The organism is Streptomyces kanamyceticus, from assembly GCF_008704495.1.
In the GTDB taxonomy this organism is placed as follows: Bacteria; Actinomycetota; Actinomycetes; order Streptomycetales; family Streptomycetaceae; genus Streptomyces; species Streptomyces kanamyceticus.
Window position 1 is genome coordinate 7,547,460 of record NZ_CP023699.1, and the last position, 16,255, is coordinate 7,563,714.

Consider the following 16,255-nt stretch of genomic DNA (forward strand, 5'->3'; position numbering starts at 1 on the left):
CTGTCCTGAGCGAACGCTCAGTTGACCGGGGATTGTTCCAGGCGTACGACGACGGACTTGCTGGCAGGGGTGTTGCTGGTGTCGGCGGTGGCGTCCAGCGGCACCAGGACGTTGGTCTCGGGGTAGTAGGCGGCCGCGCAGCCGCGGGCCGTGGGGTAGTGCACGACGCGGAAGCCCGGCGCGCGCCGCTCCACGCCGTCCTGCCACTCGCTGACCAGGTCCGCGTACGTCCCGTCGGCGAGGTCGAGGTCCCGGGCGTCCTCGGGGTTGACCAGGACGACGCGGCGGCCGTTCTTGATGCCTCGGTAGCGGTCGTCGAGGCCGTAGATGGTGGTGTTGTACTGGTCGTGCGAGCGCAGCGTCTGCAGCAGCAGTCGGCCCTCGGGCACGGTCGGGTACTCGACGGGCGCGGCGGTGAAGTTGGCCTTGCCGGTGGCCGTGGGGAAGCGGCGCTCGTCGCGCGGGGCGTGCGGCAGGGCGAATCCGCCGGGGTCGGCGACCTTGGTGTTGAAGTCCTCGAAGCCGGGGATGACGCGCGCGATGCGGTCGCGCACGGTGGCGTAGTCCTTCTCGAACTCCTCCCAGGGCGTGCGGGAGTCCTCGCCGAGGACGCGGCGCGCCAGACGGCACACGATGGCGGGCTCGGAGAGCAGCTGCTTGCTCGCGGGCTCCAGGCGGCCGCGCGAGGCGTGCACCATGCCCATGGAGTCCTCGACGGTCACGAACTGCTCGCCGCCACCCTGCAGATCGCGCTCCGTGCGGCCGAGCGTCGGCAGGATCAGGGCGCGCGCGCCCGTGATCGCGTGCGAGCGGTTCAGCTTGGTGGACACGTGCACGGTCAGACGGGCCTTGCGCATGGCCGCCTCGGTGACCTCCGTGTCGGGGGAGGCCGCCACGAAGTTGCCGCCCATCGCGAAGAAGACCTTCGCCTCTCCGTCGCGCAGGGCCCGGATGGCGCGGACGACGTCCAGGCCGTGGTGGCGCGGCGGCGCGAAGCCGAACTCCTTCTCCAGGGCGTCGAGGAAGGCGGGCGCGGGGCGTTCGAAGATGCCCATCGTGCGGTCGCCCTGCACGTTCGAGTGGCCGCGCACCGGGCAGACGCCGGCGCCGGGGCGGCCGATGTTGCCGCGGAGGAGCAGGAAGTTGACCACTTCGCGGATCGTGGGGACGGAGTGCTTGTGCTGGGTCAGGCCCATCGCCCAGCACACGACGGTGCGCCGGGAGGCGAGCACCATGCGCAGCGCCTCCTCGATCTCGGCGCGCTCCAGGCCGGTCGCCGCGAGGGTCCCGTCCCAGTCGGCGGCGCGGGCGGCGTCGGTGAACTCCTCGTACCCATGGGTGTGTTCGCGGACGAAGTCCTCGTCGACGGCGCCCTCGGTGTCGAGGATCAGCTTGTTCAGGAGGCGGAAGAGGGCCTGGTCACCGCCGAGGCGGATCTGCAGGAAGAGGTCGGTCAGGGCGGTGCCCTTGAGCATGCCCTGGGGGGTCTGCGGGTTCTTGAAGCGCTCCAGGCCCGCTTCGGGCAGCGGATTGACCGTGATGATCTTCGCGCCGTTGCGCTTGGCCTTCTCCAGGGCGGAGAGCATGCGCGGGTGGTTCGTGCCCGGGTTCTGCCCGGCGACGATGATCAGGTCCGACTGGTAGAGGTCTTCGAGCAGGACGCTGCCCTTGCCGACGCCGATCGTCTCGGTCAGCGCGGAGCCCGACGACTCGTGGCACATGTTCGAGCAGTCGGGGAGGTTGTTCGTGCCGAGCTCGCGGGCGAACAGCTGGTAGAGGAACGCCGCCTCGTTGCTGGTGCGGCCCGAGGTGTAGAAGACGGACTCGTCGGGGCCCTGGAGGGCGGCGATCTCCTCGGCGACGATGTCGAAGGCCCGCTCCCAGGAGACGGGTTCGTAGCGCTCGGCGCCCTCGGCCAGGTACATGGGGTGGGTGAGGCGGCCCTGCTGGCCCAGCCAGTACCCGCTGCGGGTCGCGAGGTCCGCGACGGGGTGCTTGGCGAAGAAATCGGGGGTGACGCGGCGCAGCGTGGCCTCTTCGGCGACCGCCTTCGCGCCGTTCTCGCAGAACTCCGCCTTGTGCCGGTGGTCGGGCTCGGGCCAGGCGCAGCCGGGGCAGTCGAAGCCGTCCTTCTGATTGACCCGCAGCAGCGTGAGCGCGGTGCGGCGCACGCCCATCTGCTGCTGTGCGATGCGCAGCGTGTGCCCGATGGCGGGGAGGCCCGCCGCGGCGTGCTGCACCTCGGCGACCTGCGGCGCGTCCTGGACCGGATCGCCCTTGGGCGGCTTGCTTGCCATGGTCGGCTCCCCTTCGAGCACGTGCGTGACCTACCTCTCCGATACTCCCACGCACCGGTGACAATGCCGGGGGTCGGGGCCGCCTGGGACCGGACTGTCAGTGGGGCGTGGCAGGATCGGGGACGTGGCAGAAAAAGCAGCGAAGAAGAAGTCCGAGACCGCGACGAAGCCGAGTGGCGAGCAGCGTCCGCGCCTGCTCCTCATGGACGGGCACTCCCTGGCGTACCGGGCGTTCTTCGCGCTGCCCGCGGAGAATTTCACGACGGCGACGGGCCAGCCGACGAACGCGATCTACGGCTTCGCGTCGATGCTGGCGAACACGCTGCGCGACGAGGCGCCCACGCACTTCGCGGTGGCCTTCGACGTCTCGCGCAAGACGTGGCGCTCCGAGGAGTTCCCCGAGTACAAGGCGAACCGCTCCAAGACCCCGGACGAGTTCAAGGGGCAGGTCGAGCTGATCGGCGAGATGCTCGACGCGATGCACGCGGTGCGCTTCGCGGTGGACGGCTTCGAGGCGGACGACGTCATCGCCACGCTGGCCACGCAGGCGGAGGCGGCGGGCTTTGAAGTCCTGATCGTCACCGGCGACCGCGACTCCTTCCAGCTGATCACCGAGCACGTGACGGTGCTGTACCCCACCAAGGGCGTCTCCGAGCTGACCCGCTTCACCCCGGAGAAGGTCGAGGAGAAGTACGGCCTGACCCCCAGCCAGTACCCCGACTTCGCGGCGCTGCGCGGCGACCCGTCGGACAACCTGCCGGGCATCCCCGGTGTCGGTGAGAAGACCGCCGCGAAGTGGATCAACCAGTTCGGTTCGTTCGCCGACCTCGTGGAGCGCGCCGAGGAGGTCAAGGGCAAGGCCGGGCAGAACTTCCGCGACCACCTGGACGCGGTGAAGCTCAACCGCAGGCTCACCGAGATGGTGCGCGACGTCGAACTGCCCAAGACGGTCACCGAGTTGGAGCGCGCTCCGTACGACCGTACGACGCTGGCGATGGTCCTGGACACCCTGGAGATCCGCAACCCGTCGCTGCGCGAGCGTCTGCTCGCCGTCGACCCGGGCGCCGAGGAGGCCGAGCAGACCCCGGCCGAACCTGGCGTGGAGCTGGACGGCGCGGTGCTGGGCACGGGCGAGCTCGCGCCCTGGCTGGCCGAGCACGGCACGGCGGTGCTCGGCGTCGCCACGGTCGACACCTGGCAGCTCGGCGTGGGCTCGGTGACCGAGGTGGCGCTGGCCGCCGCGGAGGGAGCGGCCGCCTGGTTCGACCCGTCCGCGCTGGACGAGGCGGACGAGAAGGCGTTCGCGGCGTGGATCGCCGACGCGGAGAAGCCGAAGGTCCTGCACAACGCGAAGGCCGCGATGCGGGTCTTCCCCGAGCACGGCTGGCGTGTCGACGGCGTCTCCATGGACACGGCGCTCGCCGCGTACCTGGTCAAGCCGGGCCGCCGCTCCTTCGCCCTGGACGCGCTCTCCCTGGAGTACCTGGGCCGCGAGCTCGCTCCCGCGTCCGCCGCCGAGGGGCAGCTCGCCTTCGGTACGGAGGAGGACGACACGGCGGAGGCCGAGTCGCTGATGGCGCAGGCCCGCACCATCCTCGACCTGGGCACCGCCTTCGGCGAGAAGCTCCAGGAGGTCGGCGCCAGTGACCTGTTGAAGGACATCGAGCTGCCCACGTCCACGCTCCTGGCCCGCCTGGAGCGGCATGGCATCGCCGCCGACCGCGCCCATCTGGAGTCGATGGAGCAGCAGTTCGCGAGCGCCGTGCAGCAGGCCGTGAAGGAGGCGCACGCGGCGGCCGGGCACGAGTTCAACCTGGGCTCGCCCAAGCAGCTCCAGGAAGTCCTCTTCGGCGAGCTGAACCTGCCCAAGACGAAGAAGACGAAGACCGGCTACACCACGGACGCCGACGCGTTGGCCTGGCTCGCGGCCCAGACGGAGAACGAGCTCCCGGTCATCATGCTGCGCCACCGCGAGCAGGCGAAGCTGCGCGTCACCGTCGAGGGCCTGATCAAGACGATCGCCGCGGACGGCCGCATCCACACCACGTTCAACCAGACGGTGGCGGCGACGGGCCGTCTCTCGTCCACCGACCCGAACCTCCAGAACATCCCCGTCCGTACGGACGAGGGCCGGGCGATCCGCCGCGGCTTCGTGGTCGGCGAGGGCTTCGAGTCCCTGATGACCGCGGACTACAGCCAGATCGAGCTGCGCGTGATGGCGCACCTCTCCGAGGACGAGGGCCTCCTGGAGGCGTTCACCTCCGGCGAGGACCTGCACACGACGGTGGCCTCGCAGGTGTTCGGCGTGGACGGCTCGGACGTCGACGCGGAGATGCGGCGCAAGATCAAGGCCATGTCGTACGGCCTGGCGTACGGACTCTCGGCGTTCGGCCTCTCCCAGCAGCTGAACATCGACGCGGGCGAGGCGCGTGGGCTGATGGACACCTACTTCGAGCGCTTCGGCGGGGTGCGCGACTATCTGCGCCGCGCGGTCGACGAGGCGCGTGCCACGGGCTACACGGAGACGATGCTGGGCCGCCGCCGGTATCTGCCCGACCTCAACAGCGACAACCGCCAGCGCCGCGAGATGGCCGAGCGGATGGCGCTCAACGCGCCGATCCAGGGCACGGCGGCGGACATCGTCAAGATCGCGATGCTGAACGTGCACCGCGCGCTGACCGAGGCGAAGCTCGAATCCCGGATGCTGCTCCAGGTCCACGACGAAATCGTCCTGGAGATCGCTGCCGGGGAGCGCGCGAAGGTCGAGGAGCTGGTCCGCAGGGAGATGTCCGGCGCGGTGACGCTGCGGGCGCCGTTGGATGTTTCGGTGGGGGTGGGGGCGGACTGGGAATCCGCGGCGCACTAGCCCTCTCGGGCGGGGAGGCGGATTCCGGGGCTGGCCCGCCCCGGGTGGGTTTTGCCCTCCCGGGCGGGGGCGTTGGTTGGGGCCTTGGCTGGCTGCGGGTGTGCTGTGGCTGGGCGCGCAGTTCCCCGCGCCCCTAAGGGGCTCGCCCCCCGCAGGAGTGCACCGAGGGACGCGCCCCAAAGGGGCGCGGGGAACTGCGCGACCGGCCACGACGCACCCGCAGGCCCCCACCGCGGTGCCACCGGCCGCGCCCGGGGGCCCAAGCTCCACGCAGTGGGTCTCACCCGCGTGGCCCCCGGTGGCACGCACCGGTCAAGGCCCAGGGGCCAGGATGAACCATGGCCCTTCACCTGCGAAAGCGCCGCACGGCCATCGTCGCGGCGCTCACGACGGCTCTTCTGGCCCCGATATCCGCGACCGCGGCCGACGCCAGTTCCCAGCAGGGCAAAGCCCTCTGTACGGCACGCCGCGATCCCGCTCTCGCCGCCCGGATGTCCCACGACATCCGGGCGGCGCTGTCGTCACGGACCGGCAGCGTCTCCGTCTCCGTGCACGACACCCGCACCGGACTGTTCTGCCAGTTGGCGAGCGGGCGGCGCTACGACGCGGCGAGCATCGCCAAGGTCTTGATGATGGAGGCGACGCTGCGCCGCGCGCAGGACTGGCGGCGCGGGCTCACCGCATGGGAGCGGCGGAAGATCCGCCCCATGATCACCGGTTCGGACAACAACGCGGCGCGGCGGCTCTGGAACGACCTGGGCCACCCCTACCTCTCCCGCTTCCTGCGCCGCGTCGGCACCACCGCCACCAGCCTCGGCCCGTCCCGCCTCTGGGGCCTGACCCGGACCACCGCGGCCGACCAGCAGCGGCTGCTCGGCGTCCTCACGGGAGCCCGCGACGTACTCAAGCCCGCCGCGCGCGCCTACGGGCTGCGGCAGATGGCCGACGTCCGGCGCGACCAGCGCTGGGGCGTGCCCGCGGGCATGCCGCGCGGCATCCGCGCCCACCTCAAGAACGGCTGGCTGCCGCGCGCCACCCACGGCTGGCGGGTGCACAGCATCGGCGCGTTCACCGGCGGCGGCCGCACCTACCGGATCGTCGTCCTCTCGCACGACAACCCGACGATGGCGTACGGGGTGCGTACCGTGGAACGTGTCGCGCAGGCCGTGCACCGGGGCCTCAACAAGGGCCGCGCCGTGGGGCAGGGGCTCACCCCGGAGGACGAGATCAGCGAGGTGCCCGACGGCTCGGTCCCCGACACCGCGGACGACGTCGACCCAGGCGCGTAACAGCCCTGTCCCCGTCTCACGGCCAACTGGTGAATATCGGGCACGAACGGGTTTTAGCACGCCGGAAGTTGTCGTAGTGTCGCCTGAGTCGCCCCGCTGGGGAGCACGCGCGTACGAAGCAAGCGTGTACGGAGGCGGGGGCGACGCGCAAGTGTCGACATAGGGGAGGGGTGACTCGGTCATGGCGCCGGTTATCGGCAGGCGGCTGCGCAGGGGAGCGGTGACCACCGCGGTGGCCGCGGCGGCGGTGGCGGCACTCGCCGCGTCAGGGGCGCCCGGAGCGGTGGGCATACCCCGCGACGAGCGGGCCGCGGGCGCCGCGGACACGCCCCCGCCGTCCGGCGACTCCGCGACGGGCAACTCGCCGTACTACACGGACCTGCCGCCCCTGCAGAGCCCCGTCCCGCCGACCGGCGCCCCGCCGAACGGCGGTGACAAGGAAGCCGAGGCGGGCCTGCCCGCCACCGTCCTGGACGCGTACAAGAAGGCCGAGTCCGAGCTCGCGGGCGCCAAGCCGGGGTGCCACCTCCCCTGGCAACTGCTCGCCGCCATCGGCAAGGTCGAGTCGGGCCAGGCCCGCGGCGGCCGCGTCGACGCGAACGGCACGACGCTCACCCCGATCCTCGGCCCGGTCCTGAACGGCGACGGCTTCGCGAAGATCACCGACACCGACAACGGCGCGTACGACGGCGACACGACGCACGATCGCGCGGTCGGTCCCATGCAGTTCATCCCGTCGACGTGGGCCACCTCCGGCAGGGACGGCAACAACGACGGCAAGAAGGACCCCAACAACATCTACGACGCGGCGCTCGCGGCGGGCTACTACCTCTGTGCGAACGACCGCGACCTGGCCGTCGAGACCGACCTGCACCAGGCGATCCTGAGTTACAACCGCTCTACGGAGTACCTGAACACGGTCCTGTCGTGGCTGGAGTACTACCGCAAGGGCACCCACGAGGTCCCGGACGGCAAGGGCGTCCTGCCGGACGACCGCAGCAGCGACACCCGCTTCCCGTCCACCGGTACGAGCCCGAACTCGAAGCACCCGGGTTCCTCCTCGCAGAAGCCGAACCCCGGCAACAAGAACCCGGGCGGCAAGAACCCCGGCGACAAGAACCCGGGGAAGGGCGACGGCGGCAGCACCAAGCCCAAGCCGCCCGGCGACGGCGGCACGGAGAAGCCCGGCCCCTCGCCGTCCGACCGGGTCGACGCGCTGGCGAACGCCGGTACGGGAGACCTCGTCGCGAAGACGGGCGACGCCTTCACCGAGCGCGTCGCGGTGCGCGCGGAGGCGAAGTCGGGTGCGTTCGTGGCCAAGGCCAAGGTGAAGTTCACCGTCGTGGGCGACACGGACGCCCGCTTCGAAGGCGGCGCGAAGAGCGCCACGGTCACCACGGGCATCACCGGCAAGGCCACCGCCCCGGTGCTCGAAGCGGGGCAGAAGAGCGGCGACTTCGTGGTGCGCGCCACGGTCGTGGGCCGCTCGCTGCCCGGCGTCGACTTCGAGGCGCAGGTTGTCGCACGCCAGGCCGACGCGCTCGCCAGGACCAGCGACAAGGAGCTGACCTGCGAGGCCGGCAAGGAGTTCGCGGACCAGGTCGAGGTCAAGGCGACGTACAAGGGCAAGGCGGCGGACGGCGTCGCGACCACCGCCACGCTGGTCAAGTCGGCGACGGACGCGACCGTCAACGACAAGGGCCCCTACTTCAAGGGCGCGGACGGCAAGCCGGTCCGCACCCTCAAGGGCCTGAAGACCGACGCGAACGGCGTGCTGAAGCTCCCGAAGCTGTACGCGGACGACGCGGCGGGCACGTATCTGCTCCGCATCACCACGCCCGGCGGCGGCGCGCTCACCGTCGAGCTGAAGGTGAGCGCCGCGGAGCCCGACGCGACTCCCTCGCCGAGCGCCTCTTCGAGTGCCTCCCCGTCCCCGAGCGCTTCCCCGAGTACGTCCACGAGCGCGTCCGGGAGTCCTTCGCAGAGCAGCTGACCGGACGGCCGCACGGCCGCCACGCGACTCCTCGGGACCGCCCCTCCGCCACCCATGGCGGAGGGGCGGTCCGTGTTTGTGCAACGTGTTCTCATCTGGCCCGTCCGTTGCTACGGTGCCCGCCCTGACGCCCTATCAGTTCCGGCCGTACGCCGAATCGGGAGGCCCCGTATGCGTGCCCTCATCGCCGCCGCCACCGGCCTCGCCGTCGCGTTCGCCCTGGTCCTGACGATCACGGCGATCGGCGCCCCACCGGGCGAGACGTCCCCCGAACCGCTCCTCACCACTGTCCCCAAGCACCCATAGACGTAGGGAGGTCGCGCGATGCGCCGCAAGGCCAGCCTCGTCCTGCTCGCCTTCGCCGTGTTCTTCACGGCCATGTCCCCGCTCATGCGCTGGTACGCCTTCCCGCGCCTGGCCAAGATCCCGCCCAGTCAGTACCAGGAGGCGGTCCTGGAGGCGAAGAACCCGACGCTCATCGACTACGGCTCCATGACCGCCAAGAAGGTCGACAAGGTCACCATCGTGCAGACCCTCAAGGGCAACGTGGAGGCCTCGGAGAAGATCGAAAAGAGCGCCGACCGCGACGTCGTCGTCTGGGACGCCCTCTCCTACGTCCAGGACGCCGACGGCAAGATGGTCTCCAAGGTCCCCGAGCGCTACATCTTCGACGCGCACAGCCAGGAGCCGGTGCACGCGACCGGCGAGATGGTCGACGGGGACCCGGTCAAGCGGGAGGGCATTGAGTTCAAGTGGCCCTTCCTGACCGAGAAGAGGGACTACGAGTACTTCGACGCGCAGGCCCGCATCACCCGGCCCATCCACTACAAGGGCACCCAGACCTTCCGCGGCGTGAAGGTCTACTACTTCGAGCAGACCATCCCCTGGACCAAGGTCCCCTTCCCCAAGACGATGCCGGTCAAGGGCATCACTCCGGAGTCCCTCGCCAAGACCGGCACCACCCGCTGGTACACCACGGTCCGCAAGTTCTGGGTCGACCCCACCACCGGGGCGCCCGTCTACGGCGAGGAGAACCAGAAGAACGAACTGCGCGGCGGCACCCTGCTCGGCGGCCGCGACAAGGTCACCGTCTTCGCCGGGAACGTGAAGATGCGCGAGGACTACATCCAGCACACCGTCGACCTGGTCAAGTCCCAGCGCGTCCTGGTGCTCCTGCTCACCTCGTACCTCCCCTGGGGCTTCCTGGGCCTCGGCGTCCTGCTGCTCGCGCTCTCCCTCTGGCTGGAGGCCCGCGGCCGCAGGCCGGGCGACCCGGAACCGACGGCGTCCAGCGAGCCCGAACCCGAGCCCGAACCCCTCAACGCCTAGCCGCCGGTGCCCCGTTGACCGGCCTCCCGCTGGGCCTCCTTCTGGGCCTGGCGGGCCTTGGTGTACCGGGTGGGGGCGGCCGTCGCGGGATCCTCGGGCCACGGATGCCTCGGATAGCGCCCGCGCAGCTCGGCCCGCACCGCCCGGTACCCGCCGCCCCAGAAGGACGCGAGATCGGCGGTGACGGCCGCGGGACGCCCCGCGGGCGACAGGAGGTGGACGACCACGGGGGCCGTACCGCCCGCGATCCGCGGGGTCTCGGCGAGTCCGAACATCTCCTGCAGCTTCACGGCGAGCACGGGCTGTTCGGGATCGGAGTAGTCGATCCGGATCCTGGACCCGCTCGGCACCTCGAACCGCTCGGGGGCGAGCTCGTCGAGGCGGGTGGCCTCGCCCGTCGCCCACGGCAACAACCGTGCGAGCGCCTGCCCGGCGTCGATGCGCCCCAGGTCGGCCCGGCGCCGCGCCTTGGACAGCTCGGGCTCCAGCCATTCGTCCACGCGCGCGTAGAGGGCCTCTTCCGATACGTCAGGCCAGGGCGGCCCGAGCCGCAGGTGCAGGAAGGCGAGCCGCTCCCGCAACTCCCCGGCGCCGCGTGACCACTTCAGGAGCCCGGTGCCCTCCTCCCGGAGCCCGGCGAGGAGACCCTCGCGTACGAGCGCGGGGTCGGGGTTCTTCAGGGGCCGCACCGTGAGCTCCACCGCGCCCAGGCGCTCCACGTGCCGGGTGACGAGATCGCCGCCCGACCAGGCCACCTCGTCGCCCTCGGAGTGCAGCGGGGCGGCCGCGCGCCGCGCGACGTCCTCGTCGATGTGCCCGCCGAGCAGTACGCGCGCGTGCCCCGCGCCCACGGGCCGGTCGGCCACGGCGACGCTGATCCACTCCGCGCCTGCCAGCGCGGACCCCTGCCGTGCCTCGGCCCGGGTGCCACCGGCCATGAGGTAGACACCGCCGCCCACGGCGCGGGCCACCCGCTCGGGGAACGCGAGCGCGGCGACCGTCCCCGCGACCCGGTCCTCGCTCCAGGAGGTCTCCTCCGGGGCGTCGGCGCGGGAGGAGGCGTCCTTCGCCGCGGCCGCGAGACGACGGGTCTCCGTGCGCCAGCGGGCCGCGTACCCGTCGCCGCCCCGGCGCGCGGAGCGCCACGCGCCCGCGAGGTCGTCCCCGTACTCACGGGGCGGCTCCTCGCTCAGCAGCGCCACCACCTCCGCCGCCCGCCGGGTGCCCACGAGGGGGGCCGCGTCGAGGAGGGCGCGGGCCAGCCGCGGGTGCAGGCCCACCCGGGCCATCCGCGTACCCCGCCCGGTCACCCGGCCGGTCGCCGCGTCCACGGCGCCGACCGCCGCGAGGACGTCCCGCGCCGCCGCGAGCGCACCGGCCGGGGGCGGATCGAGCAAGGCGAGCCCGGCGGCGTCCGGATCGCCCCAGCACGCCGTCTGCAGGGCGAACGCGGCGAGGTCGGCCACCTTGATCTCCGGCGCGGGGAAGCGCGGCAGACGCCCGTCCTCCGCCTCCGCCCAGCACCGGTAGACGGCACCCGGCGCCTCACGCCCGGCCCGGCCGGCGCGCTGCCGCCCGGCCGCCTGCGAGGCCCGCACCGTCGCGAGGGCGCTCAGCCCGCGCGCGTGGTCGACGCGCGGCTCGCGGGCCAGACCCGAGTCCACCACCACCCGCACCCCGGGCACCGTCAGGGACGACTCGGCCACGGACGTGGCGAGCACCACCCGCCGCCGCTCACCCCCGGCAAGGACCGCATCCTGCACCGCGGCGGGCGCCCGCCCGTGCACCTGCAGCACCTCGACGTCCCCGAGATCGCCCAGCTGCCCGGCCACCCGGGCGATCTCGCCGACCCCCGGAAGGAAGCACAGGACATCGCCCGCGCGCTCGGCAAGCGCCCGCCGCACCACCGACGCCACATGAGTGAGGAGCGCGGGGTCGACCCGCATGCCGTGCGGCGGCCGCACGGGGCGGGCGGGCGGCGCCCACACCACCTCCACGGGATGCGCGATCCCTTGCGCCTCCACTACGGGGGCGTCACCGAGGATCCGCGCCCAGCCCTCGGCGTCGGTCGTCGCGGACGCCGCCACCAGGCGCAGCTCGGGCCGCAGGGCTGCGCGCACGTCCACCAGGAAGGCCGCCACGGTGTCCGCGTCCAGATGCCGCTCGTGGCACTCGTCGATGATGACGACGTCCACGCCGCTCAACTCCTGGTCGCGCTGGAGCCGTTGCAGCAGGACGCCGGTCGTGACGACCTCCACGCGCGTGCGCGGCCCCACCTGGCGTTCGCCGCGCACGGTGTATCCGACGCGCTCGCCCGGCTTCTCGCCGAGCAGCCACGCCATCCGGCGCGCGGCGGCCCGTGCGGCGATGCGCCGCGGCTCGGCGACGACGACGCGGCGCTCGCCGGCGCCGTCGGGACCGTCGAGCAGACCGGCCAGGGCCAGCGGCACCAGCGTCGTCTTGCCCGTCCCCGGCGGGGCGCACAGCACGGCGCTGCCCGGTCCCTCCAGAGCGGTACGGAGGGCGGGCAGCGCGGCGCGTACGGGCAGATCCAGGGCGTCGTAACGGAGAGCGGTCACACACTCAGTCTCGTACGCACACGTAGATGGCCGTCCCCGGGATCAGGTTTCCGCGCAGCGGGGACCAGCCGCCCCACTCCTGGGTGTTCCAGGCGGGCCACTCCGGCTCGACGATGTCCACGAGCCGGAAGCCCGCGGCGACGATGTCGCGCACCCGGTCGCCGATCGTCCTGTGGTGCTCCACGTAGACGGCGTTGCCCTGCTCGTCCTGCTCGACATAGGGAGTGCGGTCGAAATAGGAGGCCGCTACGGAGAGGCCCTCCGGGCCCGGCTCGTCGGGGAACGCCCAGCGGATGGGGTGCGTCGCGGAGAAGACGAAGCGCCCGCCGGGGCGCAGCACGCGACGCACCTCCTTGAGGACGAGGACGGGCTCGGCGACGAAGGGCAGCGCCCCGTAGGCGGAGCAGGCGAGATCGAAGGAGGCGTCCTTGAAGGGCAGCACTCCGGCGTCGGCCTGCACCAGCGGCACCGTGCCGCCGATCCGCAGCGCGTGCTGGAGCTGGCGGTGCGAGAGGTCGAGGGCCACGGGGCGGGCGCCCTGCGTGAGGAGCCAGCGCGAGCACTGGGCGGCACCGGCACCGATCTCCAGGACATCCTTGCCCTTGAGGCCCTCTGGCGGACCGAGAAGTTCCGCTTCCACCTCGTCGAGCCCTTCGGGGCCCCACACGAAGCGGTCGTCCCCGAGGAACGTGCCGTGCTCGATCTGGTAGTCGTCGGCGTTCCGGTCCCACCAGCCGCGGTTCGCGCGACTGCTCTCCGTGACATTGGCGTCACGCCGGGTGGCCTCGGGCTCGGGCAGCTCGGACTCTTGGATGATCGGCTCCATCGTCGTAATCTTCCGTCGAACTCGTCGCGAGGGGGCGCTGTGCGGCCCGTGTGGCCTCATGCGACAGGAATTGTGCCGGGTATGCGGTGTTCCGCCCCGGGTGTGCGCCTTCGCGCATTGACCCTGTCCGGCTGCCCCCGTATGCTACAAGTTGCGCTGCGAGCCTGCGCTCCTCAGACATAGCAGGCTGCGCTCGCGTCTGTTGTATGTCCCCTCGGTTGTCGAGGCGCCTTCCGTTTCGCGGAAGTCGCGCTTCCTAGGCTGTCCGGCTTCGGCAGAGCGAAATCGGCTCCGGCGCGTTGCAGTACCTACGACTTCAATGTCCGTACCGGAGCCCTTACCCACATGACGAGCAGCACCGAGACCACCGCCACCACTCCGCAGGTAGCGGTCAACGACATCGGTAACGAGGAAGCCTTCCTCGCCGCGATCGACGAGACGATCAAGTACTTCAACGACGGCGACATCGTCGACGGCGTCATCGTGAAGGTCGACCGGGACGAGGTCCTGCTCGACATCGGTTACAAGACCGAAGGCGTCATCCCGAGCCGCGAGCTCTCCATCAAGCACGACGTCGACCCGAACGAGGTCGTCGCCGTCGGTGACGAGATCGAGGCCCTGGTTCTCCAGAAGGAGGACAAGGAAGGCCGTCTGATCCTGTCCAAGAAGCGCGCTCAGTACGAGCGTGCCTGGGGCACGATCGAGAAGATCAAGGAAGAAGACGGCATCGTCACCGGTACCGTCATCGAGGTCGTCAAGGGTGGACTCATCCTCGACATCGGCCTCCGTGGCTTCCTGCCGGCCTCCCTCGTCGAGATGCGCCGCGTCCGCGACCTCCAGCCTTACGTGGGCAAGGAGCTCGAGGCCAAGATCATCGAGCTGGACAAGAACCGCAACAACGTGGTCCTGTCCCGCCGTGCCTGGCTCGAGCAGACCCAGAGCGAGGTCCGCCAGACCTTCCTCACGACCCTGCAGAAGGGCCAGGTCCGCTCCGGCGTCGTTTCCTCGATCGTCAACTTCGGTGCGTTCGTGGACCTCGGCGGCGTCGACGGTCTCGTGCACGTCTCCGAGCTTTCCTGGAAGCACATCGACCACCCCTCCGAGGTTGTCGAGGTCGGCCAGGAAGTCACCGTCGAGGTTCTCGACGTGGACATGGACCGCGAGCGCGTGTCCCTGTCGCTCAAGGCGACGCAGGAAGACCCGTGGCAGCAGTTCGCCCGCACGCACCAGATCGGGCAGGTTGTTCCCGGTAAGGTCACCAAGCTCGTTCCGTTCGGTGCGTTCGTGCGCGTCGACGAGGGCATCGAGGGCCTGGTCCACATCTCCGAGCTGGCCGAGCGCCACGTGGAGATCCCGGAGCAGGTCGTCCAGGTCAACGACGAGATCTTCGTCAAGGTCATCGACATCGACCTCGAGCGTCGCCGGATCTCGCTGAGCCTCAAGCAGGCCAACGAGTCCTTCGGTGCCGACCCGTCGGCCGTCGAGTTCGACCCGACCCTGTACGGCATGGCCGCGTCCTACGACGACCAGGGCAACTACATCTACCCCGAGGGCTTCGACCCCGAGACGAACGACTGGCTCGAGGGCTTCGAGACCCAGCGTGAGGCTTGGGAGGGCCAGTACGCCGAGGCGCAGACGCGCTTCGAGCAGCACCAGGCCCAGGTCATCAAGTCCCGCGAGGCGGACGCCCAGGCCGAGGCCGAGGGCGCTGCGGCTCCCGGTGGCGCGGCTCCGGCTGCGGGCACCGGTGGCGGTGGCGGCGGCGGTTCGTACTCCTCGGAGTCGGACGACAACTCCGGCGCCCTTGCTTCGGACGAGGCGCTTGCCGCGCTTCGCGAGAAGCTCGCGGGTGGCCAGAGCTGAGGCTCGCCTCTAGGCGGTAGCAGTTGAACGTCGCGGGCCCGCATCTCCTTCTTGGAGGTGCGGGTCCGCTTCTTTTCGTTTCGGGTGCGGCTCTGTGGGGGCTGGGCGCGCCCACGCGGCGGAGCCGCACATGTGACAGCCCCGCGCCCCTAAAACTAAAAGCTTGTCCCTTCGGGACCCGCCTTTTTACGGAGTCACCGTGATGTTCGTCAGGCCCTTGCCGCCCGTCACCGTGTTGCTGGCGTAGACCGTGGTCTTGCAGCCGGAGCTGTAGTTCGTCACGTTGATCGCCAGTTGCTTGTCGCCCGTCGCGCCGGTCAGGGTGGACTTGTTGCCGCGGAAGACCGTGCCGCAGCCCCAGCCGGACTGCTGGGTGTGGGTCTCGTAGCCGTTGTTCGTGGTGTTCTTGCCGGTGTTGTTCTCGATGACGTAGCCGTTGCCCTTCACGTCGATCCACGAGTCGTCGTAGTTGTTGCCGGTCAGGCCCTTGCCGTCGAAGGTGTTGCCGGAGACTTTGCCGCCCGTGGTGCCCTCCTTGAGGTCGATCGCCTCGCCGCCCACGTCCGGGCCGATGGTGTTGCCGGTGATCGTCACGTTGTCGCTCTTGTCGGAGAGCGTGTTGGCGCTCCCTACATAGACGCCTTCTCCCATGCCGCGGTCGTCGTTCCCCGTGTCGTAGATCCGCGAGTTCTTGATGACGCCGTCGCTGCTCGACTTGCGGAAGTGGACGCCCTCCATGTCGAGGCCGTGCACCGTGACGGTGTCCACGACGACGCCCCGCGCGGAGTCGATCATGATGCCCTTCTGGCCGCCGGTGACGGTGATGCCCTTCACCGTCCAGTACGCGGCGCCGTTCAGATGCAGGCCGTAGCCGCCGCCTGCGGTGAGCACCGCCTTCGGTGAACCGGTCAGCGTGATGCGGGAGTTCGCGCTCGCCGCCACGGACGTCTTGAAGTTCCCGGAGTACGTTCCGTCGGCGAGGTGGATCGTGTCGCCGGGGGAGGCGTCGGTGAGGGCGCTCTTCAGTTCGGCCGCGGTGGAGACCTCGATGGTCCCCGCGGGGGCGGGTGACGCGGCCGCCGCCACGGCGAGGCCTCCGGAGGCGGCCGTCGCGGTGAGCAGGGCGGTCAGCAGGGCGGTCAGCAGGGTTCGTCGGGTGCGCATGGGGGGTGGCCTTCCCTTAGGTGTACGCGAGGAGTTCTCGTACATGAAC

General features: G+C 71.0%; 10 protein-coding genes. 6 read left to right on the forward strand and 4 right to left on the reverse strand.

All coding sequences use genetic code 11. The annotated features are described in order from the left end of the window. Positions 1-17: 17 nt before the first annotated feature. Positions 18-2,297: an FdhF/YdeP family oxidoreductase gene (locus CP970_RS32665; RefSeq protein WP_055547625.1), complete on the reverse strand. Its 2,280-nt coding sequence runs from the start codon at positions 2,295-2,297 to the stop codon at positions 18-20. 124 nt (positions 2,298-2,421) lie between these two features. Between CP970_RS32665 and polA the strand changes: the two genes are divergently transcribed. The 5 genes from polA (at position 2,422) to CP970_RS32690 (ending at position 9,774) form a co-directional block, all read left to right on the forward strand. Beyond that, entirely contained in the window at positions 2,422-5,163 is a 2,742-nt protein-coding gene (polA, locus tag CP970_RS32670) for a DNA polymerase I (protein WP_150494332.1), read from the forward strand. 338 nt (positions 5,164-5,501) lie between these two features. Beyond that, positions 5,502-6,452: a serine hydrolase gene (locus CP970_RS32675; protein WP_055554904.1), complete on the forward strand. Its 951-nt coding sequence runs from the start codon at positions 5,502-5,504 to the stop codon at positions 6,450-6,452. Positions 6,453-6,633: 181 nt separating this feature from the next. Beyond that, positions 6,634-8,445 (forward strand): lytic transglycosylase domain-containing protein, encoded by a 1,812-nt coding sequence (locus CP970_RS32680; RefSeq protein WP_055554902.1) that lies wholly within the window; start codon positions 6,634-6,636, stop codon positions 8,443-8,445. 171 nt (positions 8,446-8,616) lie between these two features. Continuing rightward, positions 8,617-8,751 carry an SPW_0924 family protein gene (locus CP970_RS32685; RefSeq protein ID WP_107099098.1) on the forward strand — a complete coding sequence of 45 codons (135 nt, stop codon included), beginning with the start codon at positions 8,617-8,619 and terminating at the stop codon, positions 8,749-8,751. Between the two features lie 18 nt (positions 8,752-8,769). Beyond that, entirely contained in the window at positions 8,770-9,774 is a 1,005-nt protein-coding gene (locus CP970_RS32690; protein WP_055554900.1) for a DUF3068 domain-containing protein, read from the forward strand. On the opposite strand, the gene hrpB is transcribed toward CP970_RS32690, so the two are convergent. Further along, the gene (gene hrpB / locus CP970_RS32695; protein WP_055554898.1) at positions 9,771-12,353 is read right to left on the reverse strand and encodes an ATP-dependent helicase HrpB; all 2,583 of its coding nucleotides are present in this window, start codon (positions 12,351-12,353) and stop codon (positions 9,771-9,773) included. The two genes, CP970_RS32690 and hrpB, sit on opposite strands and share 4 nt — an antisense overlap. Positions 12,354-12,357: 4 nt before the next feature. Continuing rightward, positions 12,358-13,179, reverse strand: a complete 822-nt coding sequence (locus CP970_RS32700) for a class I SAM-dependent methyltransferase (RefSeq protein WP_055554896.1) — start codon at positions 13,177-13,179, stop codon at positions 12,358-12,360. Positions 13,180-13,524: 345 nt separating this feature from the next. Here CP970_RS32700 and rpsA point away from each other — a divergent pair, with 345 nt between their 5' ends. After that, a complete protein-coding gene (gene rpsA, locus CP970_RS32705) occupies positions 13,525-15,042 on the forward strand; it encodes a 30S ribosomal protein S1 (RefSeq protein WP_055554894.1) in 1,518 nt (505 codons plus the stop codon). A gap of 186 nt (positions 15,043-15,228) precedes the next feature. Here rpsA and CP970_RS32710 read toward each other — a convergent pair whose 3' ends face one another. Then, positions 15,229-16,206, reverse strand: coding sequence for a right-handed parallel beta-helix repeat-containing protein (locus CP970_RS32710; RefSeq protein WP_055554892.1), 978 nt, complete (start codon positions 16,204-16,206; stop codon positions 15,229-15,231). Positions 16,207-16,255 lie beyond the last annotated feature (49 nt).